The sequence below is a fragment of the Gluconobacter albidus genome, from assembly GCF_002005485.1.
Lineage (GTDB): Bacteria > Pseudomonadota > Alphaproteobacteria > Acetobacterales > Acetobacteraceae > Gluconobacter > Gluconobacter albidus.
Genome location: NZ_CP014689.1, coordinates 2,021,097 through 2,046,704, shown reverse-complemented (window position 1 = coordinate 2,046,704; position 25,608 = coordinate 2,021,097). Strand labels below are relative to the sequence as shown.

The window sequence follows — 25,608 nt, the reverse complement described above, 5'->3', positions numbered from 1 at the left end:
TAACAGCGTGACTTCAGAACATTCCTCTCCTGTCGGTTCTCGTGCCGTTCAGGAGGTTTTCCTCGACCATCTGCGCCGGACGGAAGCCTCCGTGACCGTCTTTCTGGTCAATGGCGTAAAGCTTCAGGGAATCCTGGCCCAGTCGGATGCGCAGACCCTGCTGCTGCGGCGTGATGGTCATGTGCAGCTTGTTTACAAACACGCCGTCAGTACGATCATGCCGGTAACGGCGATGAATTTTGTGGAAGAAGAGCTTTGAGCGGTTTCGAGACCAAAAAACCCGCAACACGCGCCGCGGTCATCCTGCCGTGGGAAAAGTCCGGACCGCAGGAAGAAATTCGTGCGGCGGATGCGCGCCTTGAGGAAGCGGTGGGTCTGACGGCGTCGATCGGGCTGGTCGTGGTGCGTCAGGCCGCGATTCTGCTGCGTGCACGTCGCCCCGCTACTCTGCTGGGAAGCGGTCAGGTCGAGCAGCTCGCCGAGGCTGTGAAGCTCGACGATGTGGATGTGGTCGTGATTGATGCGCGTCTGTCCCCGGGACAGCAGCGCAATCTTGAAAAGGCCCTGGCCTGCAAGGTCGTGGACCGGACCGGGCTGATTCTTGATATTTTCGGCGCGCGCGCTGCCACCCGTGAAGGTGTGTTGCAGGTCGAGCTGGCTCATCTGGAATACCAGCGTTCGCGCCTTGTGCGGCTATGGACCCATCTTGAGCGTCAGCGGGGTGGCTTCGGCTTCCTTGGCGGTCCGGGTGAGACACAGATGGAAGCCGACCGCCGGATGCTGGCCGAGCGGATCGGCAAGATCCGCAAGGAACTGGAACAGGTGCGCCGGACACGCGGCCTACACCGTGAATCCCGCAAGCGCGTACCGTTCCCGGTCGTGGCCCTCGTCGGTTACACCAATGCGGGCAAGTCCACGCTGTTCAATGCCCTGACCGGGGCGTCCGTTCATGCACAGGACCAGCTTTTCGCCACACTGGACCCCACTATGCGCGGCATGCGTCTGCCGTCCGGGCGCAATGTGATCCTGTCGGATACGGTGGGGTTCATCAGCGAACTGCCAACCGAACTGATTGCGGCATTCCGGGCGACTCTCGAGGAAGTGGCGCAGGCAGATGTGATTCTGCATGTGCGCGATATTTCGCATCCCGACAGCGTGGCCCAGCGGGCGGACGTCCTGAACGTGCTGGATGGCATGGTGCGGGATGGGGTGCTGGATTCACACTGGTCGGATCGCACGATTGAGGTTCTGAACAAGGCCGATCTGGTGGGCGGTGTCGAAGCGGTTCCGAAGCGTGAGAATGCTGTCGCGATTTCCGCCATCACAGGCGAGGGTCTGCCGGATCTGTTCGAGGTTCTGGACCAGTACCTGACGCGATCCATGAAATCCGTCGATGTCCGTCTGCCGATCACGGACGGCGCGGCGCTGGCCTGGCTTTACCAGCACGGTGAGGTGGTTGGACGCACGGATCGGGATGACGGGATGGATGTGCAGGTCCGTCTGTTCTCGGCGGATCTGGAGCGTTTTGAACTGCTTCATCCAGACCGGATCGTGCAGCCGGACGCCTGAATTTTCTACTCGGACGCTCGTGTCGCCGGAGCTGCGCTGCGTGAAGAGGCACGGGCGGCTCTGGCGCGTTGGCGGACACGGTCCAGCGGTATGGCCAGTGCATAGGTAAGACCGAGGCCGACCACATTCATCACAAGCTGTTCCCACAGGTTGATGCCGAAGCTGGCGAACATCAGCCGTCCCAGCAGATCGAGCACCGTGCTGCAGGCGAAGACTTCCAGCGAATTCCGGCCGAGCAGGGCAAGGCTCTGGCCGATCCGGTCGGCGGAAATACGGCGCAGCGCAGCAGAAGACTGCACCAGATAGAAGATCGCCATGATGTCTAGCAGTCGCCAGATGGCCAGCGTGGATTTGCCCGTGTTGGGGGGCGCCGGAAAAACCCGCAGGAACGGGACGTGCCAGTATTCGTAGGGGAAGCACAGCACGAAAGCGCCGGCGAGGTAGGCCAGACACAGGGCTTTGGCCCATGGACGGTACGGCAGGTCGCCGTTGTTTTTTGAAGCCCAGACAGCGCCCAGAATGCCGAGGATATAGAGAAACTGCCAGCCAAACGGATTGAGATACCATCCACTGGGATCGAGCCAGTTGGGGATGGTAATGCGCGGATCCAGATTGGCGATGGCCCAGATGCCGACGCTGAGAGCAATAAGCAGCCACAGGCTGCGCTTGAGAACCCAGTAGATCAGCGGAAACAGCGCGAGCAGCACGACATAAAGCGGCAGGATGTTCAGATAGCTGGGCAGCGCATCGAAGGTCAGGATGCGCCACAGCCAGCTATAGCCGTGTGCGAGCTGGGGCTCGATCGTATATTCCGGCAGGGGCTGGTAGTGTCGCCATTGGCGGACCGTCCAGACAAAAACCAGCGTCATGCCGGTCTGGTACAGGTACAGTTTCAGGCAGCGGGCCAGAATACGGTGGATGCCGGTTTTCCAGCCCTCCCGGTCGATCAGGCGCCCGTAAGCCAGGTAGGAGGCATAGCCTGCCAGCATGACGAAGATTTCGGCCGCATCAGCAAATCCGAAATTGCGGATCGTAATACGATTGAGCAGGTCATCCGGGACATGGTCCACCAGCATCATCAGCAGAGCAATGCCGCGAAGGGCGTCCACGCGATGATCGCGGGGAAGCTTGCGCGTTAAAGCTGATGGGGAGGGTTGGGACGGCTCCATAATCTCTTCTTATCGTCAGAGCGCGGGCAGGGGTATGGGGGCAGATTACAGCCAGATTAAAGATTGGACGGAATTCATACCCAATCTGCCCCGCCCGGATCGTTTTTTACAGCGCGAGAAGGGCTTCGTTCGACTGGTCAGCAAGAATGCCGTGTCGGTCGGGATCGAGCCCCGTGACGTCGACGGTGCGGCCGCGCGATTGCAGTTTGCTGATGATTTTTTCCAACGTCTGAACGGATGTGATGTCCCACAGACGGGCATCGGTCAGATCCAGTACGACTGTGGAGGCGTCGGTATGGTAGTTGATCGCATCCGAGAGGCTGTCTGCGGACGCAAAGAAAATCTGACCAAAGGCGCTGTAAGTCAGCACATCGCCGGAGCGCCGCTCCGTAACGCGCAGGAGGCTTGCGGCGTGCCAGGCGAAGAAAACGCCCGAAAGCATGACACCGACCGCGACACCGGCTGCCAGATCGTGGGTCATGACGACCACGGCCACGGTGACAAGCATGGTCAGGCTGGACAGGCGCGGATGGCGTGTGAGGTCGCGCAGACTTCCCCAGGAGAATGTGCTGGCGGAGACCATGATCATGATGGCGACCAGCGCGGCCATCGGAACCTGCCCGACCCAGCGGTGCAGCAGAACCATGAGCGTCAGCAGAAACGCGCCTGCAGTGAAGGTCGACAGACGCCCGCGTCCGCCATAGCGCAGGTTGCCAACGGTCTGGCCAATCATGCCGCAGCCCGCGATGCCCCCGAAGGCGCCAACGAGAATGTTGGAAATGCCGAGACCTGTGCACTCCATGCGCTGGTCGCCATGGGTATCGGTGATGTCATCGACGACGGAGGCCGTCATCATGGATTCCAGCAGGCCCACAGCCGCCATGGCCAGCGCATAAGGCAGCACGACGGACCATGTGGCCCAGTCCAGTGCGATATGGGGGAAGGTCAGGCTGGGAAGACCGGTCGGGAGGTCGCCGAGATCGGAGACGGTATGAACCGGCATCGGATAAAACATCGTGATGGCTGTGAGAACCACGATGCAGATCAGCGGAGAAGGAATGGCATCTGACAGGCGCGGCAGCAGATAGATAATGACAAGACCCAGCGCGATCAGCGCATAGGTGTGCCAACTTACCCCCAGCATCTGCGGGACCTGCGCGGCGAAGATCATGATGGCCAGCGCGTTGACGAAGCCTGTCCGGACTTCTGCGGGGACGAACCGCATGACGGCCTGAAGCCGCAGCAGACCGAACAGGACCTGAAACGCACCGGCAACCAGTGTGGCGAGCAGCATGGCCTGAACGCCATGGGCATGAACCAGTGGCGCGGCCACCAGAGCAACAGACCCGGCGGCCCCCGAGATCATCCCCGGACGTCCGCCGAAAATGGCGATTGAAACGGAAATGACGAATGACGCGAACAGCGAGACCGCGGGGGAGACCCCGGCGATGTAGGAAAAGGCAATGACCTCGGGAATGAGGGCAAAGGTTCCAACCATTCCGGCCAGCACTTCGCGCAGAGGGTTCTGTGCCCACTGGCGACGATAGAGAGCGGGAGTCATGACAATCCTTGAGGGCAGGGCGTGAACGGAGTGCGACGTATTCAGGCCCGGCGCGGCAATGATGCACGCAGTGTAACCCGGCTTGGTTCAGGATTGAAGGTCTGGAGAACCTGAATTGGAAGAGGGGGGCTCTGAAGAGGGATGTTTTCCCCGCGAATTGAACAGGGGCGACGTCTTTGCGTTGGGACGGAACAGACCTTCCTTCATCCGGAGCAGATCATGGCCACCTATCCCACCCCGCCGTTCAATACCCCGCATCAGGATCATATTCCCGGCCAGACATCACTCATGACGCCGAAGCCCGATCATGGCGAGCAGAGCTATGTTGGCCATGACCGTTTGCGCGGAAAGATTGCGATCATCACCGGTGGCGATTCCGGTATCGGTCGAGCCGTTGCGATCGCCTTTGCGCGCGAAGGGGTGGATGTCATCCTATCGTTCCTGCCAGAGGAAATGGACGATGCCCGCGAAACCGAATCCTGGATCCGCAAGGCAGGACGGCGCGCTCTTCTTGTTCCCGGAGACCTGCGGGACAGGGATGTCTGCGCCGAATTGGTGGATCGGACGGTCGCTGAGTTCGGGCAGATCGACATCCTCGTGAATAACGCGGCTTTTCAGATCGAGCGTTCGTCTCTGGCAGATGTCAGTGATGAGGAATGGGACAAGACGTTCGATATCAATGCCGGCTCTGCGTTCCGGCTGTCGCGTCTGGCTCTGCCGCACATGCCGCGTGGTGGCGCGCTCATTCATACGGTTTCGGTCAATGCCGACCAGCCCAAGCCGAAGCTTCTGGCCTATTCCGCGACCAAGAGCGCCATCCAGAACTTCAGCGGGGGACTGGCGCAACTTCTGGGGGAAAAGGGGATCCGCTCCAACGTGGTGGCGCCCGGCCCGATCTGGACGCCGCTGATTCCCGCGACCATGGAGGTGGAGCATGTTGAACGCTTTGGCGCGGACACGCCAATGAAACGTCCGGGGCAGCCCGCGGAACTGGCCGGGGCTTATGTGTTCCTGGCGAGCGATGAGGCCAGCTATGTCTCCGGCGCCACGATTGCGGTCACGGGGGGCACTCCGGTGATCTGAGCCGGAAGGGGGGAAGGCGGAAAAACCCAGGATGCAAAAAAAATGCATCAAAGGACTGGACGACTGCCCCCACCTTCCTCTAGAGAATGCGTCGCTGTGTGGCGGATGTAGCTCAGTCGGTAGAGCGCCGGTTTGTGGTACCGGTTGTCGCGGGTTCGATCCCCGTCATTCGCCCCAGCACTTTCTTCTGAAAATCTGAATGAATGCTATCTGGGCTTTGCAGCATCTGTGTGATGTCTGTGTTCCCAGTGTTCTTCCAGTGCCATGCGTTCGAAACGCAGTTTCTGGCGGATCCAGTTCAGCATGCCTGACAGCGTTACGACGATGATTCCCATGAATGTCCAGTTGTCCAGCGGTTGATGAAACAGCAGGTAGCTAAACGCCACGGCCCAGACCATCTGGCTGTATTGCGGTAGCGCAACGCGGTTCGCGGGAGCAACGGCCGTGGCCATCATCATGAAAAGCTGACCAAGGGCCGCAAGAAAGCCATAGCCGAACAGGATGGCCCAGATCCGCAACCCATGTGGCCATGAAGCATGGGTTATCATGAGAAGGCCATCGCCGATCAGCGGGCCGAACAGGCTCGACCCGAATAAGGAAAGCCGTGCACTCCTGTCTCCGGCCAGTCGGTAAGCCACAACGCTGATGGCGTTGGCGAGAGCCGCGACGATAGCGCAGACATGCCCGAGATGGAATGTCCGCGCCCCGGGCCGTAGAACGATCAGTACGCCAAGAAAACCGATTCCAACCGAGAGCCATGTCCAGAACGAAACCTTCTCCTTCAGGATCGTCACGGAAATGATGGTGACGAAGAACGGCATCAGGAACATCAGCGACAGGGCTTCGGGCATGGGCAGCAGCATGAACGCCATGACGCTCGCTGCTGTCGAGACGAATGTCGAAGCAGCCCGAAGACTCCACATGCCCGGGCGGCTGGTTGCGAAAATATCGGAATAGGGTTCTTCAGGGCGGCGGATGAACGGCAGGAGCAGGAAACCGAAAACACCGCCGGAAAAGGCGACTTCAAAAGGGTCGAGATGTCCGGCCAGCCCTTTGGAACAGGCATCGCTGATGGAAAAAGCGGCGTATCCGAGAAGTGCCAGCAGAATACCCGAGGAGAAAATGTTCTGTTTCATGGATCTGTTCTCCGCGGGCGGGACTGATTCCCGTGCGGGGATAAGAAAGCCTGCTATTGCTGACAGTCAATCTTCGCGGCGTGCCGGGATCGTTCTTTCTGCGTTGTAATTCATTAATATTAAGTGAATATTGGATTTGGAGAAAGTATCTGTAAAGCGAAATTGGAATAGCTCTCACCTTCATGTATGGTGCTGGCCATTCGGGTAGGCTGTATGGCCCCCATCTCCTGGATGAAAAAGTTATGTCTCAGAAGATTGTTCCAGTCATTCTCTCCGGTGGATCAGGCAGCCGCCTCTGGCCGGTGTCCCGCAGCAGCTATCCCAAACAGTTCTGGCCCCTCCTGACCGAACGGACTCTGATTCAGGAAACTGCTCTGCGCGGCGTCCGGGCAGAACTCTCGGCGCCGATCGTGATCTGTAATTCCGAGCACCGTTTCATCGTGGCGGAACAGTTGCGGGATGTCGGCGTCGAAAACGCCCGAATCATGCTTGAGCCTGTCGGACGCAATTCTGCTCCGGCCATTGCGGCGGCAGCATTCCTCGTGGCCGAGACCGATCCGGACGCCATCCTGTGGATCATGGCTGCGGACGCCGCAATTACCGACGAAGCCGCGCTCTATGCCTCGCTTGAACACGCAGTCTCTGCGGCGGCCGAGGGACGGATCGTGACGTTCGGCATGAAGCCGACGCGCGTTGAAACCGGCTATGGCTATATTGAAAGCGGCGCGCCTCTTCCGGGGCTGGACGGTGTTTTTGAAGTGTCGCGCTTTGTCGAAAAGCCTGATGCCGCAACTGCCGAAGCCTTTTTCCGTGATGGCCGGTATCTGTGGAATTCCGGTATGTTCGTGACGCAGGCTGGCGTTTTTCTCTCCGAGATCAAGACGTTCGAGCCGGAGATCTATGAACATGTCGGGCAGGCCGTTCAGACGCGTCACAGCGATCTGGACTTCGACCGGCTGGACGATGCGAGCTTCCGTCAGGCTCCGGACATTTCCGTGGATTATGCCGTCGCCGAACGTACGAAGCGTGCGGCTGTGGTGCCGGGAACATTCGGCTGGTCGGATATCGGAAGCTGGGACGCGCTGTGGGACCTGTCTCCCAAGGACGATGCGGGCAACGCCACGTTCGGTGACGTTTTCCTGGATGCTGCCAAGAACTGTTACGTCCGCTCGGACGGGATCGTTGCCACAGTTGCCGGGGTCGAGGATCTGGTCGTTGTCGTGACGCAGGATGCTGTCATGGTCTCGCATCGTGATCGTGCGCAGGACGTCAAGCACATGGTCAGCCGTCTGAAAAAGGCCGGCCGCAAGGAAGCAGTGGCGCATAACCGCATGTATCGTCCGTGGGGCTTCTATGAGAGCCTGATCCAGGCGGACCGTTTCCAGGTCAAGCGGATCGTGGTCGAGCCGGGACAGAAGCTCTCGCTGCAGAAGCACTTCCATCGTGCCGAGCACTGGGTCGTCGTTGGTGGCACGGCGCTCGTGACGCGCGATACGGACCAGATCATGGTTCGTGAAAACGAGAGCGTCTATCTGCCGCTGGGCTGTGTGCATCGTCTTGAGAATCCGGGCCGGATTCCCCTGACTCTCATTGAAGTCCAGTCTGGCCCCTATCTGGGCGAAGACGATATCGTGCGTATCGAAGACGTTTACGCCCGCAACTGAGGCAGGCCGCAAACCCTGATCCTGAATGGATCAGGGTTTGCGCTTCTCGTGGGAACGGCGTCCGAACAGGTGATGAAGCCCGTTGGCAAGCGGGATGGGTGTCACGCCCAGACGATGTTCCATCGGGCCGACATCGAAGTTCTTGTCTTCCAGAAGTCTGCGGATTTCTTCCGGGGCGATCTGGGGCAGCCTGCGGATACGGCGCGTCACATGAGACAGCGCCATGAGCATCCATCCCGGCAGGGAAATGATGGGGCGTCCGCCAAGCTCCGCAAAATACAGAACCATGCGAACGAAGGTCCGATAGGCCACAGCGGTCGGGCCGGCAATAACGATGCTCTCGGGGCCTGTGACGTCTCCGCTCTGAATGAGGCGGATGGCCGCGACGACGCAGCGTGTTACGTCGCGCTGGTCGATGGGCTGTACGAGGGCGCGTCCCCCGCCCGGCAGCGGAATGACAGGCAGACGTTCCAGAAGCCTGGCCAGCCGCTGCACGTTGTCTTCGCCCTGCGCGCCATAGATCATGGTCGGATGCAGCAGAATCGAGGGGCGACCATCCGCTTTGAGCGCGCCCTCCCCCGCCAGAACCCCTCGTCCGTGATCGTCCGGCCAGTTCGTGAACTTGCGCGTGCTGCCCAGAGCGACGATCGGAGCTGTCGTGGCCGCGAGAATGGCGGGCAGATGTCGCGCATGGGCCGTGTTGACGACAATCGCAGCGCCTTCGAAAGCCAGCGCGAGCGTACCGGGGTCCGTCAGGTCGGCAATGCGGACGGCCTGACAGGCCTGGGCGATGTCCGGCGCCAGATTGCCTTGGCTACGGACGACGGCGATGATCTGCTGGCCCTGTGCCAGAAGCGTGCGGCACAGAGCTGCCCCTGAGCGTCCACTTGCGCCGATGATGCAGACAGGACCGCTGGTCGGGGTCGTAGGGTGTGTGATGTCATCGGGCGTCATTGTGCAAAAGCCTTCAGATCGGGGGAGGCGAGGAATGTCAGCATCGCGGCGGGCGAAGACATGGCCTCATTGAGCGCCTTGAGGGACATGGGCGTAGCCGAGGCATAAATTACTGTCAGGGTACGACCTGCAGGATGCATCACGTAATCGGGAATCGCCGTAAGGGCGGGATTGGCCGCAAGGCCAGTCTGAAGGATCTGGGCGGTCTGTTCGCGGATCTGTGCAGCGGTGATGCCGTTTCCGCTCTGCCGTGCGGCGAGGAGAAAACCGGCATCAAGAAGGCGGTCGCCCTGCAGGGAGATTGTGACATTCTGCAGGGCCGTGGATTGCAGAATCTGCTGCTGTGACGGATGCCGTTCTGTAAAATCCGTCTGGATGGTCCGTGCATCGGCAGTCAGGGTCATGAAACCCGGAACTGCGAGGGTGGCGTTGGTTCGTGACGTGTGATCCGCAAGGTTGGAAACCTGCACATAATGGGCTGTCGAACCTGCCCCGTTGATGTGAAAGGGAAGCTTTTCGTCGCTCTGGAAATGAAAGCCTTTCAGGTCCTGCGTCACGGTTGCGATCTGGTTTTCCAAAGTGCCCGTGCCATGCAGATCGTCCAGCCGGAACAGACCGGATGTCATGTTCAGTCTGAAATTATGCGCGGCGAAACTCTGGGGCGGGGCCATCTGCGACGGGAGCGGAAGATGATCCCAGAGCGCTGCGACCTGTGCGGCGAGATTCACCTGTTTCAGATCAAGCCGCTCCAGACTGGCCTGTCCGCTGACAAGCTGCGGGTCATGACCGGGGACCTGCAGCGTGCGTTCATAAGCGACGGTTGCGGCGTCGGTCCGTAGGGCCGTCAGCAGGGCCGGGCCGTAATTGTCGAGTGTCAGGCGGCGGGTAAAGAGGCTGTGAACATTGACCGGACCGGGCGCTGAGGACTGTGCCAGATTCTGGATGGAAAGCTGTTCGATCTGGCCGTGGGCAAGCGTTACGTGCGCCAGATCAATGCGGGAATGGCCTTCTGCCGCCGCCCTTGATGGTGGCAGGAACAGGCGCCTCAGGCTGAGCGTGCTGCCGTGAATAATCTGGGTCGGTGTCTGAAGGAAAGGTTCACGGACCTCTACCGAACGGATGGAAAGCCTGCCATCCGGCATCGGCCGGGGATGACCCAGTCGCATCTGGGAGGCGCGCAGGGTGATGGACCCGTCACGCAGGGTAATGTCCGTCAGGGTGGCGCCAAGAGCCAGAATGGATGGCGTAGCGGTCCCGTAAGTGAATGTGGTTCCCGGCGGAAGGGCCGCCCGGAAGCTCGACAGGCCGCGGACCAGTTCCATATGGGCTTCGTGGTGAACACCGGCCAGGCCGATCACAGCCGTTACTGAAATCAGGCTCGCCGCGAGCCAGGGTTTTTTCACGTTGATGTTCCTGTCTGAAACGGCCCCGCACAGGCGTCGGGCGCGAACGTTCTGTGTTGCGGCAGGATACCATTGTCGCGACATGGAGCAATGCGGACGTCGTTTTTGTTGCGGTAACAGGATACCATATTGTCAAAAACGGCTGAAAACCGCTGCGAATCACATAATTCAATGTGTGAACGGGGCTTGACGCGCGCGCCGCAGACGGCAATAAGGCCCCACCTGATCCGCCTTGCGGGGGAGGGGATGCTTTCGGGCATCGTTTTAACCGCAGGCGCCATCCACGGTGCGGCCTTTGTGGGCGCACCCCAAGCTGGAATGTCACTAATGAAGACCACACGTTCGCTGAAGCCAGCGGAGGTGACGAAGAACTGGGTGCTGATCGACGCCGAAGGGCTCGTTCTCGGCCGTCTCGCCACCATCATCGCCACCCGCCTGCGCGGAAAGCACAAGCCGCAGTTCACCCCGCACGTTGACTGCGGCGACAACATCGTCGTCATCAACGCCGAGAAGGTTGTCCTTACGGGCAACAAGGTCGGGCAGAAGCTGTTCCATTACCACACGGGTCATCCGGGCGGTATCAAGGAGCGCACCATCACGCAGCGTCTCACGGGCAAGCACCCGGGTGAAGTTGTCGAGAAGGCTGTCGAGCGCATGATCACCCGTGGTCCTCTGCAGCGCGCCCAGATGAAGCACCTGTATGTCTATGCCGGTTCCGAGCACCCGCATGACGGCCAGAAGCCCGTCAAGCTGGACGTTGCTGCGATGAACCGCAAAAACACCGTAACCCACGAGTCGTAAGGCCTGTATCATGTCCGAGACCCAAGAGCGCACCGGCACGCTGCAGGACCTTGCGAGCGTTGCTCCTGCCGTTACCTCCAACGCTGCCCCGGTTCACGAAGTCAAGCGTGACGCCCAGGGCCGTTCCTACGCAACCGGCCGTCGTAAGGACGCCGTAGCCCGCGTATGGATCAAGCCTGGCAAGGGTGACATCATCGTCAACGGCCGTCCGGTCACGACGTATTTTGCCCGCCCGGTTCTGCGTATGCTCCTCACGCAGCCGTTCCTGATTTCCGATCGCTACAACCAGTTCGACGTGTACTGCACGGTCGCTGGTGGTGGTCTGTCCGGTCAGGCTGGTGCCGTCCGTCACGGTATCTCCCGTGCACTGACGTATTACGAGCCGAGCCTGCGCGGCATCCTGAAGGCTGCTGGCTTCCTGACGCGTGACAGCCGTATTGTCGAGCGTAAGAAGTACGGCCGTGCGAAGGCACGTCGTTCCTTCCAGTTCTCGAAGCGCTGATTTTTTCCAGCCTTTTCGAACGACGAAAAACCCGGTCAGAAATGGCCGGGTTTTTTTGTGCCCGATTTCTGGATAATCGGATCTGCCTTTATTCTTAAGAAAAGAACTCAAAAAGCACTATAAACGAACCTTAATTTCAACAGAGAATTTGAAAAAGAAATAAGCTTTCCATATCGCCAGCGCGAACCATGTATGGCAGAGTGCGTCCGCTGTTTTAAAGACCAGAATCTTCGGAAGTGTTTTCCCATGACGCCTTTCATCATCGAACAGACCGAAACCCCGACCGATCCCGTGAAGCGGACGGAACTGCTGGCCAATCCGTCCTTTGGGCGTGTCTTCACTGACCACATGGCCATCATCCGCTATTCCGCGGACAAGGGCTGGCATGATGCGAAAATCACACCGCGCCGCCCCCTGAGCATCGATCCGGCTTCGACGGTCCTGCATTACGGGCAGGAGATCTTCGAGGGCATGAAGGCCTATCGCGAAAAGGACGGCCATGTTGCCACCTTCCGCCCCGAGGCCAATGCGGCGCGTTTTGCCGAGTCTGCTCGCCGCATGGGCATGGCTGAACTGCCAGAAGACCTGTTCGTGCAGGCCGTTGATGAGCTGGTACGCGTGGATCAGGACTGGGTCCCGTCGGGAGAGGGGCAGAGCCTCTATCTGCGTCCGTTCATGATCTCCAATGAAGTCTTCCTCGGGGTGAAGCCGGCGAACGAATATCTGTTCATCGTCATCGCCTGTCCGGTCGGAGCCTATTTCGGTTCCGGTTGCGTATCCGTGTGGGTGTCCGAAAACTATACGCGGGCTGCGATCGGCGGCACGGGTGAAGCCAAGTGTGGCGGCAACTATGCCGGCAGCCTGATCGCCCAGGCCGAAGCCAAGGAAAAGGGCTGCGATCAGGTCCTGTTCCTTGATGCGCGTGAGCGTCGCTTCGTCGAGGAAATGGGCGGCATGAACGTGATGTTCGTTCGCAAGGACGGCAAAATCGTCACGCCGCCTCTGGGAGGAACCATTCTGCGTGGCATCACCCGCAACAGCCTGATCCAGCTTGCTGCCGATCAGGGAATTGAGGTGATTGAAGAGCCTGTCGAGATCGACGAGCTTTTCGCGGGTGCGGCTTCGGGCAAGTACACGGAAGCCTTTGCCTGCGGCACGGCAGCGGTTCTCTCGCCCATCGGCAGGTTCGTCCGTCCGTCGGGCGAGGCCGTGTTCGGTGATGGAACGACGCCCGGCCCGGTGTCGCAGAAGCTCAAGAAGTCCCTGACGGATGTGCAGGGTGGCCGGACGAACGACGTCCATGGCTGGATTCACCGCATTTCCTGAAGACGCTCCGCCGGGTTCGTAACGGGCCCGGCTTTTTTCAGTCTTGATCAATCCATCCGGCACGGATTGCGGCATCAAGCTGCTCGGGCGTGTCGATGTCGAAACCGAGTTCCGGGGCGTGGAAGAAAGCCGGTGTGGTTGCGCCGTTTTTCCAGAGCTGACGCAGCCCGGTATCGCCCTGCAGGTCGGCAAGATGCGGCTGCGTCGCGGGGCTGAGCAGCACCGGAATACCCCGGCCTTCCTCTCCATAAACTGTGACGACATCCCTGTGTTGCTCCCCCTGTTTCAGGAGGGCACGGAGATGGTCGCATGTCAGGCGTGGCTGATCCGTTCCGGCGATCAGCAGCGGGGCCGGGTCTGCTCCGAGCGCCCAGTATCCGCATTGGAGCGAGGACGCCATGCCGGTTTCCCAGTTATCATTCTGCACCAGAACGATGTCGAGACCTGCGAGAGCCTGAGATATCCGCGCAGCCGCGCCACCCGTCACGACGACCAGGCGCTCCGGTCCCGTCGCCAGAAGCAGTTCTGCAATATGCCGCACCAGTGGCACGCCATTGACAGTCAGCAACTGCTTTGGCCGTCCGAGCCGTGTGCTTCCCCCTGCAGCTAGAAGAAGAGCAGAATAGCGTTTCACTGAGGCTGTTTCGCGATCATCTGGGCCAGAATGGAAAGGGCGATCTCCATGGGAGCATGTGCGCCGATTTCCAACCCGGCGGGCAGGTGCAGCCGGTCAAAGGCTTCGGCAGGAACGCCCGCTGCGCTGAGAGCTTCCAGACGTCCGGGAATTTTGCGGCGGCTGCCGAGAATGCTGACGCAGAAAGCATCAGACTTCAGCGCATGTGCCGTCAGCATCAGATCGGAATGAGCGTCGTGGGTGAGGCTATAAACCGCCGTCCATCGGTCCAGTGGCAGCGTGGGAAGGGCAGCCTCCAGATTTCCGCGCAGATAACGCGCCGGGTGCAGTCCCGGAGGAGGCTCGGGCGGTCCGTAGGGCCGGATGAGAATGGTTTCGAGTCCCATGATGGTGGACAGGTTCAGGATCGCGAGGGTGACTGGATCTCCTCCTGCCAGAACCAGTCGTAAGGGCGGCAGATACGGACGGAAGAAACGGCCTGCTTCCTGTCCGGGAGGGCGCACTCCGTCCCGGAACGTCATGCTCCCGCTGTCGAGGTCCGTGACCAGTGTGAGGGGGCGGCGGCTGTCCCGGGCCGCTGTGCGGACGGCAACATGAGTCGCGAGATCAGGAATCGGGCGCACGAAAATACCGATCCGACCGCCGCAGGTGAGCTGGATGTCCAGAACCGGGCTGCCCGCGCCATAATCCAGTGTCCGGGGCTGTCCGTCCTTCAGACATTCCAGCGCCTCGGCACGCACGGCCGCTTCTACGCAACCGCCGGACACATATCCCTGAACCTCCCCGTCCTCGCAGATCGCCATTTCACTTCCCAGCGGGCGGGGCGAAGAGCCCGTGATGCTGACCAGTGTCGCCAGGGCCGCATTTTTCCCGTCTGCGGACCAGCGTTGCAGCGTAGGAAGCAGGTCGTCCGTCAGGCCGTAATTCGGCCACGGGGGAAGGGGAGAGAACTGTGCCGCGTCCGTCATGGAGGGTCCCTGATGCGCTTTGAGGGCATCAGGGTAACGCCAAAGACAATTATGACATACCCTTTCAGCCGCAGACTGTTGATCCGTGGGCCATGAGGTCTATATCGGCAGGGAACGCGGCGTCGGCATTTCAGCCCGCGCAACAGACGCACCAGCGACCGGAGCGGAAATGAGTGATCTCCTGAGCGTTACACGGGCCATGGATCTGGTGCTGGATTATGCCGGCAGCTTCGGGACCGAGACGGTGGATCTGGCGATGGCGGCCGGTCGCGTACTTCAGCAGACGATCCATGCCGAGCGCGCCCAGCCTCCTTATGACCGCGTGATGATGGACGGCATTGCCTACCGTTATGGCAGCGGCCAGACGCTGGTGTCGCATGGAATCCAGCGCGCCGGTGTGCCAGAGCAGGTCCTGCCGGATGGTCCTGTCTGTCTGGAAGTGATGACGGGCGCGGTCCTGCCGGAAGGGGCGGACACTGTGGTGCCGGTCGAACGTCTTGTCCGCGAAGGGCGACTGATTCGCTTTGAAGAGGGCTATGAGCCGCGCAGGGGCCAGTTCATCCATCGCCGGGGTTCCGATTGTGCGGCCGGAACGGAGCTTCTGGTGCCGGGGCGTCGGCTGGATGGTCCGGCGCTGGCGGTTCTTGCGGGGAATGGGCACGCGCAGGTCTGCGTGTCACGGATTCCCTCCATCGGGATCGTGGCGACGGGCGACGAACTCGTGGATGTGGGTGCCCCTGTGCGCGACTGGGAAATCCGCCGTTCCAACGAATTCGCCCTGACCGGCGCGCTCCTTTCACGCGGCTTTAACTGCATTGAACGCTCCGTCGTACCGGACGATCTCGCGGAGACGATCGTGGCGCTGCGCGAACAGCTCTCGCGACATGATGTTCTGATCCTGAGCGGGGGCGTTTCGATGGGGGCCTTCGATCACGTTCCCAAAGCGCTGTCGAAAATCGGGGTCGAGCGAGTGTTCCACAAGGTGGCGCAGCGTCCGGGCAAGCCGCTCTGGTTCGGGGTCGGTCCGGAAGGGCAGCGCGTTTTCGGGCTGCCGGGCAACCCTGTTTCCGCCACGACCTGCGGAGTGCGTTATGTCATGCCGATGCTTCTGGCCGGGCAGGGATTGAGCCGTCCCGAACCCTATACGGTCGTGCTGGATGCCGATGCCGAACGGATCCCGACACTGACGCGCTTTCTGCCCGTAAAACTCCATCACGATGCGACGGGACAGGTGCGCGCAACGCCGTGTCCAATGCCAACATCCGGGGATTTCAGCTTTCTGGCCTCCACGGACGGGTTTGTGGAGCTGTCACGCGGGGATGCCGTGTCGCCCCGTGGGACAGCCGTGTTGTTTTATGGCTGGTAACGCCCTGACTGACCGCTTCAGCCGTCCGCTGCATGATCTGCGGATTTCCGTCATGGACCGGTGCAATTTCCGGTGTCCGTACTGCATGCCGGAAGCGACCTATCACGAGCATTTTCGCTTTCTGGAACCCAAAGAGCGTCTGAGCTTCGATGAAATCGAACGCGTGGCGCGCGTGGCGGTGTCGCTCGGGGTGCGCAAGCTGCGGCTGACGGGCGGGGAGCCGCTTCTGCGTCCGAAGCTGCCGGAACTCGTGGCGCGTCTGGCGGCCATCGAGGGTGTGGAAGATGTTGCCCTGACCACGAACGGCGTTCTGTTGGAGCGTCATGTGCAGGAGTTGAAGGCGGCAGGGCTGAATCGCGTGACGGTCAGTCTCGACAGTCTGGACCCTGCGGTTTTTGCGAGGATGAGCGGAGGCCGCGCGCAGCTTGAACCCGTGCTGGAGGCCATCGACAGCGCTGCGCGGGCAGGTTTTTCAGGCGGCGTGAAACTCAATACCGTCATCCAGCGCGGCCTGAACGATGCGGGCGTCGAAGAACTGGCCGAACGCTTCCGCCACAGTGGTGTCGTGCTGCGGTTCATCGAATATATGGATGTCGGAACGCGCAATCACTGGGAGCGGGCGGAAGTGGTTCCGTCGCGTGACCTGCTTGAACGTCTTGACGCCCGCTGGCCGCTCGAACCGGTCGATGCGCACTATCGCGGAGAGGTTGCACAACGATACCGTTACTGTGACGGGGGCGGAGAAGTCGGATTTATTTCTTCCGTCACAGCCCCGTTCTGCGGGGACTGTTCGCGTGCGCGCCTGTCGTCGGAAGGGCAGCTTTATACCTGCCTGTTCGCTTCGGAGGGGACAGATCTGCGGACGCTTCTGCGCAGTGACGCGGAAGATACGGCCCTGCGCGCGCTGCTGGCCGGGGTGTGGCGCCAGCGGACGGACAGGTATAGTGAGGAGCGGGCAGCATCTTCGGATGCACCCGCACGCCGCCGTATCGAGATGAATTATATCGGCGGATAGAAACGGTAGTCGGACCGGGAGATCGAAGACGATGAAGACGCTCACTCATGTCAACGAACACGGCGAAGATCCGCGCATGGTCGATATCAGCGGCAAGGACGTGACCGAGCGCAATGCCCATGCCCAGGCCCGTCTGGTTTTCCCGTCCGACATGGCGCAGACATTGTCTGAAGCGGGGTTCATGACGGCCAAGGGCGCGGTTTTGACCGTGGCGCAGATTGCGGGCGTGATGGGTGTGAAATCGACGTCGCAGCTCATTCCTCTGTGCCATCCGCTGGCCCTCAGCGGCTGCCGGGTAGACATCACGATCGAGGGCGACGAGGCGGTGATCGACTGTCGGGTGTCGTGCAAGGGGCGGACAGGTGTGGAAATGGAAGCTCTGACCGGCGCGTCCGTGGCGGCACTCACGATCTATGACATGTGCAAGGCCATGTCCCACGACATGGTCATCCGCGAGGTTCGGCTGATGGGCAAGGCAGGTGGCAAGCGCGACTTCCAGAGGATCGAATCGTGAGGCCCCTTTACGGCCTGATCCTTGCGGGAGGGGCCAGCAAGCGGATGGGGACGGACAAGGCCGCGCTCGCCTATCACGGCAGGCCGCAGCTTCAGGCGGCCTTCGATGTTCTGTCGCCTCTGGTGGAAAAATGTTTCGTCTCGGTGCGTGCGGACCAGACGGAAGACCCTCTTCGCGCCGCTTTCCCGCAGATCGTCGATTCAGTGGAAATCGACGGGCCGGCGGCGGGTCTGCTGTCCGCGCATCAGGCCTGTCCGGATGTCGCCTGGCTGGTTCTGGCCTGTGATCTGCCGATGCTGGATCGGGGCACGCTGGAGAACCTGATCGCAAGGCGGGAGGCCGCAGACGTCGCGGTTGCCTATCGCAGTGAGCACGACGGTCTGCCGGAACCGCTCTGTGCCATCTGGGAACCCGAAGCGCTCGATCGTCTGGAGCAGCAGGTTCTGGATGGCCGGACCTGCCCCCGCAAGCTGCTGATCAACAGCCCGACCAGACTGCTGGAGCCCCATGCCCGTGGTGCGCTCGACAACATCAATACGCCCGGAGAACGCGAGGATGCGGCCCGGCGTCTGGAAGACCCGACAGGAGTGCCGATGATCCGCCTGACACTGGAATATTTCGCCCAGCTCCGGGAGCTTGCCGGAACGCGGGAGCAGTCACTCGAGACGGCATTTGCCACCGTCGGGCCGCTTTATGAGGAGTTGCGTGAGACATACGCCTTTCCCTTTGAAGCCTCGAAGCTCCGCGTGGCGATCAATGGCGATTTCGCGCCCTGGACGCAGCCTCTGAAGGACGGAGACCACATCGTGTTCATTCCGCCGGTGACAGGAGGATGAGCCGCTTTCGGATGGCGTCTGCGCCGCTGGATCTGAACCTGCTGCGTGAGGATCTGCATCTGGCCGAGGCGGGTGGCTTCTGCACCTTTGAAGGCTGGGTCCGTAACAGGAATGACGGCCGTCCCGTAGATGGTCTGGAATATGAATCCTACGAAGCTCTGGCGCAGCTTGAAGGCGAACGTATCGTGGCGGAGGCGCTGGAGCGCTTCGAGATCAGCGAGGCCGTGGCCATGCACCGGACGGGCAGCCTGAAGGTCGGAGAGGTCGCCGTCTGGATCGGCGTTTCGGCACCGCATCGCGATGCGGCATTCCGGGCCTGCCGCTACATAATCGACGAGGTCAAGCACCGTGTTCCTGTCTGGAAGAAGGAGCATTATCTGGATGGGGATGCCGAATGGGTAGCGTGCCATCACTGCCAGACGGCGCCTCGCGCCTCGGAAAATGATGCTCATGACCACGATCATGGGCACTGTGGCCACCATCACCACTGACTGAGCGTGCCTGCGGAACAGCATGTTTCTGTTCCGCAGCGTGTTTTTGAGTTGTAACTGCAAATCATTCTCAATTAGGATAACTCCGGTCCTGCTGATTCGGAGTTATCCCCCATGACACGGCTGTCGCTTTCCCTGTCCGATCTCTGCTGCTGTGAACGGCTGGCGCTGTGGAGCATCCGCTGCCTCATCAGCCATTACCGTTTGCCGGACTGTCCCGAGACAAAAACGACCGACGGCCTGTTCCCGGTCTGCTTCCGTCCGGCGCTCGATGCTGCGGAAGGAGCCTTTTCGGACGCCGTCCATCTCCTGGCGGTCGCAGGGCAGCCACGGCTTGCTGTGAACGCGCCGGGCATGCAGTCCCTGACCGTGCTGGAAGAGCGCTTCCTGCGCGGGATCGTCGCGGCTCAGAACGAAGGCCAGCGTGACGTTTTCATCCTTCTTGCAGAAGTTTTTCCGGACCGCTTCGTACAGGGTTGTCTGGCCACGGCCCTGACGCTTCTGGCGGATTGCCTTGCCGGAGCAGGACACTGGCTTCCCAAAACGCTGCTGAAAGACGAAACCACGATTTCCGGGGGCGGGGCGCTGTCGTCGATCAGCCGCTGGCGATCGGTCAGCCCGTCGCGGATGCGTGTCCTGTGGCCGCAGGATAGCGGACCGCTCCAGCGCGGGGGAGCGCCTGACGCGAACAGGGTGATGCACTGATGATGTCGCTGGGCAGGCGCACTGTCCGGAATGGCGTTGCGTCACGCATTCCGGGCCTTGAGGAGCTGGAACACATGACGGTCTGTCTGTTGCTGCTGTCCGTGGGCGTGGTCGGTTTTTGCTGGCTCGCCTGCGTAAACCTTGAAATTTCCGCTGACGACCTTCTGTCCGCACTGGGGTACCAGTCCGGGCTGGAAGAGCCGTTCAGAGGCTGAACCCTCCCCAGCCCACAGATGGGCCGGAGACGCCGTTTTCAGATGTAATATTCGGTCAGCGGCGGAAAGCCGTTGAAACCGACGGAGCAGTACGTCGAAACATAGGCTCCGGTGGCGAGGATCTCGACGCGATCGCCACATTCAAGGGAATCCGGCATCGGGATGCGGTTCTTCTCGTACATGATGTCCACACCATCGCAGCTCGGACCGGCCACGACGCATGGCGAACGGGCGCCGTCTTCTGAATCGCGTGACGTGCGGAACGTGTAACGGATGGCCTCGCCTTCCGTCTCTGCCAGCCCACCAAAACGGCCGATGTCGAGATAGACCCAGCGCGGATCGGTGACGGCACCCCCGCGGCGGCTGACGAGAATGACCTCGCTCGACACCACGCCGGACTGCCCGACCATGTAGCGGCCCGGCTCCAGCAGGATTTCGGGTGCGTCGTCAGGGAAATGCGTCTTGAGGGACGCGTGGATCGTGTCGGCGAAATCCTGAACGGAAGGCACGTTCTCGCGGTAGTGGGTCGGGAAGCCGCCACCCAGATTGAGCATCTGAAGGTCCACGCCCTGCGCGCGCAGATCATGATACAGCCCTGCCGCCTTGGCGATGGCATGATCATAAGCCGCAACACCGGTCTGCTGGCTGCCGACATGGAAGGACAGGCCATAAGGCTTCAGGCCGAGCTCGCGTGCGCGCAGCATGAGCGTGCGGGCATTGTTCAGCGTGGTGCCGAACTTGCGCGACAGGGGCCAGTCGGCACCTTCGTTTTCCACGGCCAGGCGGCAGAAAACGCGGGCGCCGGGCGCATGCTTTCCGAGTTTTTCCAGCTCTTCGATGCTGTCGAACACGAACAGGCTGATGCCCAGATCATGCGCTTCACGGATCCACTCCGGCTTCTTCAGCGTATTGCCGTAAGAGATCCGGTCCGGCGTTGCGCCGGCATCGAGGCACATGCGGATTTCCGCAATAGAGGCGGCATCGAAAGACGATCCCAGACCGACCAGGCGCTCGAGGATGGCCGGGGCCGGGTTGGCCTTGATGGCGTAATAGATTTTCGCTTCCCCAAGCGCATCGTGCAGGGCACGGTAATGCGCGGCCACGACGTCGAGATCGACGACGAGGCAAGGAGTTGCCGGCTGCTGCTCGGCAAGGAAACGGGTGATTTTGGGAGTCATGACACTCAATTCCCAGAACCGGACTCGTCAGGGAACAATATCGCCCTGCGAGTGTGTTGCGAAACGGTCGAACGGACCGGCGAATAGCGGGAATCCGTAACGGGTGGATTCCTGAAGGCCAGAACGCTTGACGTCGTTGCGTAACCTCGAGTGGGCCAGTGGCACGTGCGTTGCTGCGTGAGGCGGGCATATGGGACCAAATGCCCCGTCGTGCAACCGCTAATTTTGCATTGTGATGCTTTTGCCAATATTGGTGTGGTGAATCTGGGCGAATTCGGAACGCTGAAGGCATCTTCCGCGTAGGTACATGGCTCATGTCGTTCGATCCGGACTGTCATGAGCGCGACCGCTGCCCCAACAGGACACTGCCGAGGAAACCCTGCGTGAGTTTGACACCCGAATCTGCGACCCTTTCCGGCTCCCGGGTCGTGCCGGAACAAGCCGTATCTTCGGAGTCGGGACAATCATCTGCTGTCACGGATGCCGCTGATCCGAATGCCGCATCATCGCAGAACAGACTGCATCATGCCGCCTGGCGGGTCATCGCCAAGCATCTCTTTGCGGAAGTCGGCTCCAGCCAGACTTCGCTCTCTGCGGCGGGATGCGCGTTTTACGCCACGCTGTCGCTTTTTCCAGCCATTTCCAGCCTGATTTCCCTTTACGGTCTGGCCTTTGATCTCCAGTCAGTCGAACCTCAACTCGAAGTGCTGAGGCATCTCCTGCCGCCATCGGCCTATGCTCTGATCGGTGACCGGATTCACGAACTGATTTCCCAGCCCCATTCGTCGCTGACAATCGGTCTGATCTTCTCGCTTGCGGTGGCCCTTTGGTCCGCTTCGGCAAGCACGAAGTCGATCCTCTCCGCGTTGAACATGGCCTATAATGCTCAGGAAACGCGGAGTTTCCTGAAATTTCAGGCTGTCGCGCTGTCAACCACGCTGACGGCTATCGTGGGCGCTGCGCTCACTCTGGCGCTGATGGTGGCAGCACCCGCGCTCGTGGATTACCTGCCGCGCCATGTCAGTTTCCTCAGTGATCCGCCATTTCCGGTGAATTTTCTGCTGTCCTACGGTGCACCGATGATCGTGCATACGCTTGCGCCGGTTCTTATGCTGCTGTTCGTCTTTATTGCTGTGACGCTGCTGTACCGCTTTGCGCCGTGCCGCGTGCATACAGAGTGGCGCTGGATTTTTCCGGGCTCGATCCTCGCGACGATCCTGTGGGTGGCAACGTCTCTGGGCTTCTCATGGTATGTCGCGCATTTCGCCAGCTATGGCGCAACATATGGACCCCTCGGCGCTGTCGCAGCCATCATGATGTGGCTTTTCGTGAGCGCATATGTGGTGCTGTTCGGAGCGGAACTGAACGCCAGCCTTGAGGCCCGGGCTGGTAAAAGTCAGGCCGTGCCGCCGGAAGGAACAAGTCTGGCCTGAGGATCAGGCCAGTTGTTCAGCGTTAGTGATGATGGTGCGGGATCCGCTGTGATGTGCTGCCCCGCGGAGAGGCAGGGGCTGTATTGGTGCCTGCGGCTTCAATTGCCTGTGCGCTGGTGTCCGAAGGATCGGCTTCCGCCACTTCAGGCTCGGAGCCCGCCTGCGTGGACGGTGCCACTTCCGTCATTTTCGCGATGGTGACATGCGCTGTACCCGCGCCCAGCATCCCGATTTTTGCGGCCGCAGCGTGGGACAGGTCGATGATGCGGCTGTTGAAAGGACCACGGTCGTTGACGGTTACCACAACCGAACGCCCCGTGTCCTGTGACGTCACCAGAAGCTTTGTCCCGATCGGCAGGGACGGGTGCGCGGCGGTCAGGTCATTGGTGTTGAAGGTGGCGCCGCTTGCGGTGCGTCGTCCGTGGAAATGCCGTCCATACCAGCTCGCCATGCCATGCTGGGACCAGGCATGTGCGGCCTGATGAGCCCGGTTGGACAGTGCGGCCCGAACGGAATCTGCCCAGCTTGTTCTTGGCGTTCCATCAATGGCGGACTCGTCACTCGCATGAGCGGTGTGATGACCGGCCAGACCAGCAAGCGCTACGGCAAATGTCATGCTGCGCAGGGGGATGAAGCCTAGGGGATTGCGAAGGACAGACAGGTTGAAGCGCACTATATCAGGTTCTTCTCCAGTGGACGGGACGGGCTCAGATTGGTCCTGATAGCACAAAAATGCTGCCCTGTCGCCTTTTGGACACCCCGAAGACGGCAGCAATAGGGCAATGACGCTTTCATGACAGCTTCGAAAGTGCTATCGCGCGGCCAGATGAAACGCCCTCTGATTACCGTTCTCAACGGTCCGAATCTTAATATGCTGGGTCTTCGCCAGCCCGGAATCTACGGTCACGCCACGCTCGACGATGTCGAGCAGGTGTGCATTCAGGCTGCGGAACGGCTTGATGTCGCCATTGATTTCCGCCAGACGAACGGAGAGGGTGAACTTGTGTCCTGGGTTCAGGAATGTCGCGGCCGTGCAGACGGAATCGTGATCAATCCCGCAGCCTACGGGCACACCTCGATTGCCCTGCTCGACGCGCTTCTGGCGGTCGAGCTGCCGGTGGTTGAGGTTCATATTTCCAATATTCATCGCAGGGAGCCGTTCCGTCATCACACCTACGTCTCGCAGGCCGCCATCGGCGTGATCTGTGGCCTCGGCGTCAGGGGATATGCGCACGCGCTTCAGGCAATAACCGACATGATCGAAGACGAAGGATGAGCCGTATGCTCGTGGACAAGGATGCCATCCGGGCATTGGCCGATATTCTGACCGAAACCGGCCTGACCGAAATCGAGATTTCCGAAGCGGACAGCCGTATCCGCGTGGCGCGCAACGTCAACGTGGTTCAGGCTGCTGCTCCCGTGCAGGCCGCCGCAGCACCTGCGGCTCCGGCAGTCGCCGCCGTTGCGGCTCCGGCTGATCCGGCCAAGCATCCGGGCATGGTGCCGAGCCCGATGGTCGGCGTTGCCTATCTGACGCCCGATCCGGCTTCTCCGCCGTTCGCAGTCGAAGGACAGCCGGTTACCGCGGGTCAGACGATCATGCTCATCGAAGCCATGAAGACCTTCAACCAGATCAAGGCTCCCCGCGCCGGCACGCTGACGAAGTTCCTTGTCGAATCCGGCCAGCCGGTCGAGTTCGGCGAAGCCCTGGCGATCATCGAGTAATGATTTCCAAGGTCCTCATTGCCAACCGGGGTGAGATCGCGCTGCGGATCCAGCGCGCCTGCCGCGAGATGGGCATCAAAACCGTTGCCGTGCATTCGACGGCAGACGCCGATGCGATGCATGTGCGTCTTGCGGACGAAGCCGTCTGCATCGGTCCGCCGAGTGCGCGCGACTCCTATCTGAACGTTGCAGCTATTCTTTCCGCTGCGACGATCACAGGGGCTGACGCCATTCACCCCGGCTATGGCTTCCTGTCGGAAAATGCCGAGTTCGCCGAAACCGTGGAAGAACACGGTCTCGCGTTTATCGGCCCGACCGCCGAGCATATCCGCACGATGGGCGACAAGATCGCCGCCAAGACCACCATGCGGGCGCTCGGTGTGCCGCTGGTGCCCGGCTCCGATGGCGGTCTGGCAAATTTACAGGCTGCCCGTGAGGTTGCGGAAAAAGTCGGCTATCCGGTTCTCATCAAGGCTGCTGCCGGTGGTGGCGGGCGCGGAATGAAGGTCGCAATGACGGCGGACGACCTTGAGGAAGCCTGGTCGGTGGCCCGTGCCGAAGCCCGTGCGGCTTTCGGCAACGACGAGGTCTATCTCGAGAAATATCTCAACCGTCCGCGTCACATCGAGCTTCAGATCCTTGGCGATGCGCATGGCAATGTCGTGCATTTCGGCGAGCGTGACTGTTCGCTCCAGCGCCGTCACCAGAAGCTTCTGGAAGAAGCCGGTTCACCGGCCCTGACAGATGCCGAACGCGAACAGATCGGCCGGACCGCGACCGAGGCCCTCTCACGCATGGGCTATCGCAACGCTGGCACGCTCGAGTTCCTGTATCAGGACGGCCAGTTCTGCTTCATCGAGATGAACACGCGTCTTCAGGTCGAGCACCCGGTGACGGAGATGGTCTGCAACGTGGATCTCGTTCGCGAGCAGATCCGCATCGCATCCGGTGAGCCGCTTGGTTACACGCAGTCGGATATCAAAATGTCCGGGCATGCGATCGAGTGCCGCATCAATGCGGAAGATCCGGAAACCTTCATGCCGAGCCCCGGTACGATCAAGGTGTTCCATGCTCCGGGTGGGCTGGGCGTTCGTATGGACAGCGCCATTTACGCTGGCTATCGCATCCCGCCTTACTACGACAGCATGATCGCCAAGCTGATTGTGCATGCCCCCACGCGCGCTGAAGCCATTGCCCGCATGCAGCGTGCTCTGGATGAATGTGTGGTGGATGGTGTGAAGACGGTCATTCCGCTTCACCAGAAAATTCTGGCCGACCCTTCTTTCCAGAAGGGAGACTATACCATTCATTGGCTGGAAAATTTTGTTGCTGCCCGGCAGGCAGGAAAATAACCCGGAGT

Annotated in this window: 27 protein-coding genes and 1 tRNA gene; 19 read left to right on the top strand and 9 right to left on the bottom strand. The window is 60.8% G+C overall.

Features of this window, described 5'->3' with window-relative positions; all coding sequences use genetic code 11:
• Window positions 1–7 precede the first annotated feature (7 nt).
• Together hfq and hflX are read left to right on the top strand one after the other, a co-directional pair.
• Entirely contained in the window at window positions 8–259 is a 252-nt protein-coding gene (gene hfq, locus A0U94_RS09415) for an RNA chaperone Hfq (RefSeq protein WP_062028961.1), read from the top strand.
• Window positions 256–1,569, top strand: coding sequence for a GTPase HflX (gene hflX, locus A0U94_RS09410; RefSeq protein ID WP_062028963.1), 1,314 nt, complete (start codon window positions 256–258; stop codon window positions 1,567–1,569). The genes hfq and hflX overlap by 4 nt, the downstream gene beginning before the upstream one ends.
• Before the next feature lie 5 nt (window positions 1,570–1,574).
• Here hflX and A0U94_RS09405 read toward each other — a convergent pair whose 3' ends face one another.
• Entirely contained in the window at window positions 1,575–2,738 is a 1,164-nt protein-coding gene (locus A0U94_RS09405; protein ID WP_077803182.1) for an OpgC family protein, read from the bottom strand.
• Between the two features lie 106 nt (window positions 2,739–2,844).
• Entirely contained in the window at window positions 2,845–4,299 is a 1,455-nt protein-coding gene (locus A0U94_RS09400) for a SulP family inorganic anion transporter (protein WP_077803181.1), read from the bottom strand.
• A 219-nt stretch (window positions 4,300–4,518) separates the two neighbouring features.
• Here A0U94_RS09400 and A0U94_RS09395 point away from each other — a divergent pair, with 219 nt between their 5' ends.
• Window positions 4,519–5,382 (top strand): SDR family oxidoreductase, encoded by an 864-nt coding sequence (locus tag A0U94_RS09395; RefSeq protein ID WP_149026740.1) that lies wholly within the window; start codon window positions 4,519–4,521, stop codon window positions 5,380–5,382.
• A 101-nt stretch (window positions 5,383–5,483) separates the two neighbouring features.
• Window positions 5,484–5,559 (top strand) — tRNA-His (locus A0U94_RS09390).
• A 29-nt stretch (window positions 5,560–5,588) separates the two neighbouring features.
• Here A0U94_RS09390 and A0U94_RS09385 read toward each other — a convergent pair.
• Complete coding sequence (locus tag A0U94_RS09385) at window positions 5,589–6,518, bottom strand: DMT family transporter (RefSeq protein WP_077803179.1); 930 nt, start codon at window positions 6,516–6,518, stop codon at window positions 5,589–5,591.
• Between the two features lie 242 nt (window positions 6,519–6,760).
• Between A0U94_RS09385 and A0U94_RS09380 the strand changes: the two genes are divergently transcribed.
• On the top strand, window positions 6,761–8,182 hold the full coding sequence (locus tag A0U94_RS09380) for a mannose-1-phosphate guanylyltransferase/mannose-6-phosphate isomerase (RefSeq protein ID WP_077803178.1): 1,422 nt from the start codon (window positions 6,761–6,763) through the stop codon (window positions 8,180–8,182).
• 30 nt (window positions 8,183–8,212) lie between these two features.
• Here the strand turns inward: A0U94_RS09380 and A0U94_RS09375 are convergent, their stop codons facing one another.
• Together A0U94_RS09375 and A0U94_RS09370 are read right to left on the bottom strand one after the other, a co-directional pair.
• Window positions 8,213–9,136 carry an SDR family oxidoreductase gene (locus tag A0U94_RS09375; protein WP_167369372.1) on the bottom strand — a complete coding sequence of 308 codons (924 nt, stop codon included), beginning with the start codon at window positions 9,134–9,136 and terminating at the stop codon, window positions 8,213–8,215.
• Window positions 9,133–10,539: a hypothetical protein gene (locus tag A0U94_RS09370; RefSeq protein ID WP_077803177.1), complete on the bottom strand. Its 1,407-nt coding sequence runs from the start codon at window positions 10,537–10,539 to the stop codon at window positions 9,133–9,135. The genes A0U94_RS09375 and A0U94_RS09370 overlap by 4 nt, the downstream gene beginning before the upstream one ends.
• Window positions 10,540–10,866: 327 nt before the next feature.
• Here A0U94_RS09370 and rplM point away from each other — a divergent pair, with 327 nt between their 5' ends.
• The 3 genes from rplM to A0U94_RS09355 all read left to right on the top strand — a co-directional run bounded on the left by rplM (window position 10,867) and on the right by A0U94_RS09355 (window position 13,168).
• Window positions 10,867–11,340, top strand: a complete 474-nt coding sequence (rplM, locus tag A0U94_RS09365) for a 50S ribosomal protein L13 (protein ID WP_062028977.1) — start codon at window positions 10,867–10,869, stop codon at window positions 11,338–11,340.
• A 10-nt stretch (window positions 11,341–11,350) separates the two neighbouring features.
• Entirely contained in the window at window positions 11,351–11,842 is a 492-nt protein-coding gene (gene rpsI / locus A0U94_RS09360; RefSeq protein ID WP_062028979.1) for a 30S ribosomal protein S9, read from the top strand.
• Between the two features lie 246 nt (window positions 11,843–12,088).
• Complete coding sequence (locus A0U94_RS09355) at window positions 12,089–13,168, top strand: branched-chain amino acid aminotransferase (RefSeq protein WP_077803176.1); 1,080 nt, start codon at window positions 12,089–12,091, stop codon at window positions 13,166–13,168.
• 37 nt (window positions 13,169–13,205) lie between these two features.
• Here A0U94_RS09355 and A0U94_RS09350 read toward each other — a convergent pair whose 3' ends face one another.
• The gene (locus tag A0U94_RS09350) at window positions 13,206–13,802 is read right to left on the bottom strand and encodes a nucleotidyltransferase family protein (protein WP_077803175.1); all 597 of its coding nucleotides are present in this window, start codon (window positions 13,800–13,802) and stop codon (window positions 13,206–13,208) included.
• Window positions 13,799–14,770, bottom strand: a complete 972-nt coding sequence (locus tag A0U94_RS09345) for an XdhC family protein (RefSeq protein WP_077803174.1) — start codon at window positions 14,768–14,770, stop codon at window positions 13,799–13,801. Before A0U94_RS09345 ends, A0U94_RS09350 begins: the two co-directional genes overlap by 4 nt.
• A 169-nt stretch (window positions 14,771–14,939) precedes the next feature.
• Here A0U94_RS09345 and A0U94_RS09340 point away from each other — a divergent pair, with 169 nt between their 5' ends.
• The 7 genes from A0U94_RS09340 (at window position 14,940) to A0U94_RS09310 (ending at window position 19,912) form a co-directional block, all read left to right on the top strand.
• Entirely contained in the window at window positions 14,940–16,136 is a 1,197-nt protein-coding gene (locus A0U94_RS09340) for a molybdopterin molybdotransferase MoeA (RefSeq protein ID WP_077803173.1), read from the top strand.
• On the top strand, window positions 16,126–17,151 hold the full coding sequence (moaA, locus tag A0U94_RS09335) for a GTP 3',8-cyclase MoaA (RefSeq protein ID WP_077803172.1): 1,026 nt from the start codon (window positions 16,126–16,128) through the stop codon (window positions 17,149–17,151). Before A0U94_RS09340 ends, moaA begins: the two co-directional genes overlap by 11 nt.
• Window positions 17,152–17,182: 31 nt before the next feature.
• A complete protein-coding gene (gene moaC / locus A0U94_RS09330) occupies window positions 17,183–17,665 on the top strand; it encodes a cyclic pyranopterin monophosphate synthase MoaC (RefSeq protein ID WP_077803171.1) in 483 nt (160 codons plus the stop codon).
• On the top strand, window positions 17,662–18,501 hold the full coding sequence (locus A0U94_RS09325; RefSeq protein ID WP_077803170.1) for an NTP transferase domain-containing protein: 840 nt from the start codon (window positions 17,662–17,664) through the stop codon (window positions 18,499–18,501). The genes moaC and A0U94_RS09325 overlap by 4 nt, the downstream gene beginning before the upstream one ends.
• On the top strand, window positions 18,498–18,992 hold the full coding sequence (locus A0U94_RS09320) for a molybdenum cofactor biosynthesis protein MoaE (protein WP_077803169.1): 495 nt from the start codon (window positions 18,498–18,500) through the stop codon (window positions 18,990–18,992). The genes A0U94_RS09325 and A0U94_RS09320 overlap by 4 nt, the downstream gene beginning before the upstream one ends.
• A gap of 114 nt (window positions 18,993–19,106) precedes the next feature.
• Window positions 19,107–19,697 (top strand): hypothetical protein, encoded by a 591-nt coding sequence (locus A0U94_RS09315; protein ID WP_077803168.1) that lies wholly within the window; start codon window positions 19,107–19,109, stop codon window positions 19,695–19,697.
• On the top strand, window positions 19,697–19,912 hold the full coding sequence (locus tag A0U94_RS09310; protein WP_062109952.1) for a hypothetical protein: 216 nt from the start codon (window positions 19,697–19,699) through the stop codon (window positions 19,910–19,912). The genes A0U94_RS09315 and A0U94_RS09310 overlap by 1 nt, the downstream gene beginning before the upstream one ends.
• Before the next feature lie 38 nt (window positions 19,913–19,950).
• Here the strand turns inward: A0U94_RS09310 and A0U94_RS09305 are convergent, their stop codons facing one another.
• On the bottom strand, window positions 19,951–21,090 hold the full coding sequence (locus A0U94_RS09305; protein WP_077803167.1) for a type III PLP-dependent enzyme: 1,140 nt from the start codon (window positions 21,088–21,090) through the stop codon (window positions 19,951–19,953).
• A gap of 383 nt (window positions 21,091–21,473) precedes the next feature.
• On the opposite strand from A0U94_RS09305, the gene A0U94_RS09300 reads away from it, so the two are divergent.
• Entirely contained in the window at window positions 21,474–22,523 is a 1,050-nt protein-coding gene (locus tag A0U94_RS09300) for a YihY/virulence factor BrkB family protein (RefSeq protein ID WP_077803166.1), read from the top strand.
• Between the two features lie 22 nt (window positions 22,524–22,545).
• Here the strand turns inward: A0U94_RS09300 and A0U94_RS09295 are convergent, their stop codons facing one another.
• Complete coding sequence (locus A0U94_RS09295) at window positions 22,546–23,196, bottom strand: septal ring lytic transglycosylase RlpA family protein (protein WP_077803165.1); 651 nt, start codon at window positions 23,194–23,196, stop codon at window positions 22,546–22,548.
• A gap of 153 nt (window positions 23,197–23,349) precedes the next feature.
• Between A0U94_RS09295 and aroQ the strand changes: the two genes are divergently transcribed.
• The 3 genes from aroQ to accC are packed head-to-tail and all read left to right on the top strand — an operon-like array spanning window position 23,350 to window position 25,600.
• Window positions 23,350–23,799, top strand: coding sequence for a type II 3-dehydroquinate dehydratase (aroQ, locus tag A0U94_RS09290; protein WP_041112562.1), 450 nt, complete (start codon window positions 23,350–23,352; stop codon window positions 23,797–23,799).
• Window positions 23,796–24,248 (top strand): acetyl-CoA carboxylase biotin carboxyl carrier protein, encoded by a 453-nt coding sequence (locus tag A0U94_RS09285; RefSeq protein ID WP_062029003.1) that lies wholly within the window; start codon window positions 23,796–23,798, stop codon window positions 24,246–24,248. The genes aroQ and A0U94_RS09285 overlap by 4 nt, the downstream gene beginning before the upstream one ends.
• Window positions 24,248–25,600 (top strand): acetyl-CoA carboxylase biotin carboxylase subunit, encoded by a 1,353-nt coding sequence (gene accC / locus A0U94_RS09280; RefSeq protein WP_077803163.1) that lies wholly within the window; start codon window positions 24,248–24,250, stop codon window positions 25,598–25,600. The genes A0U94_RS09285 and accC overlap by 1 nt, the downstream gene beginning before the upstream one ends.
• Window positions 25,601–25,608: the final 8 nt, after the last annotated feature.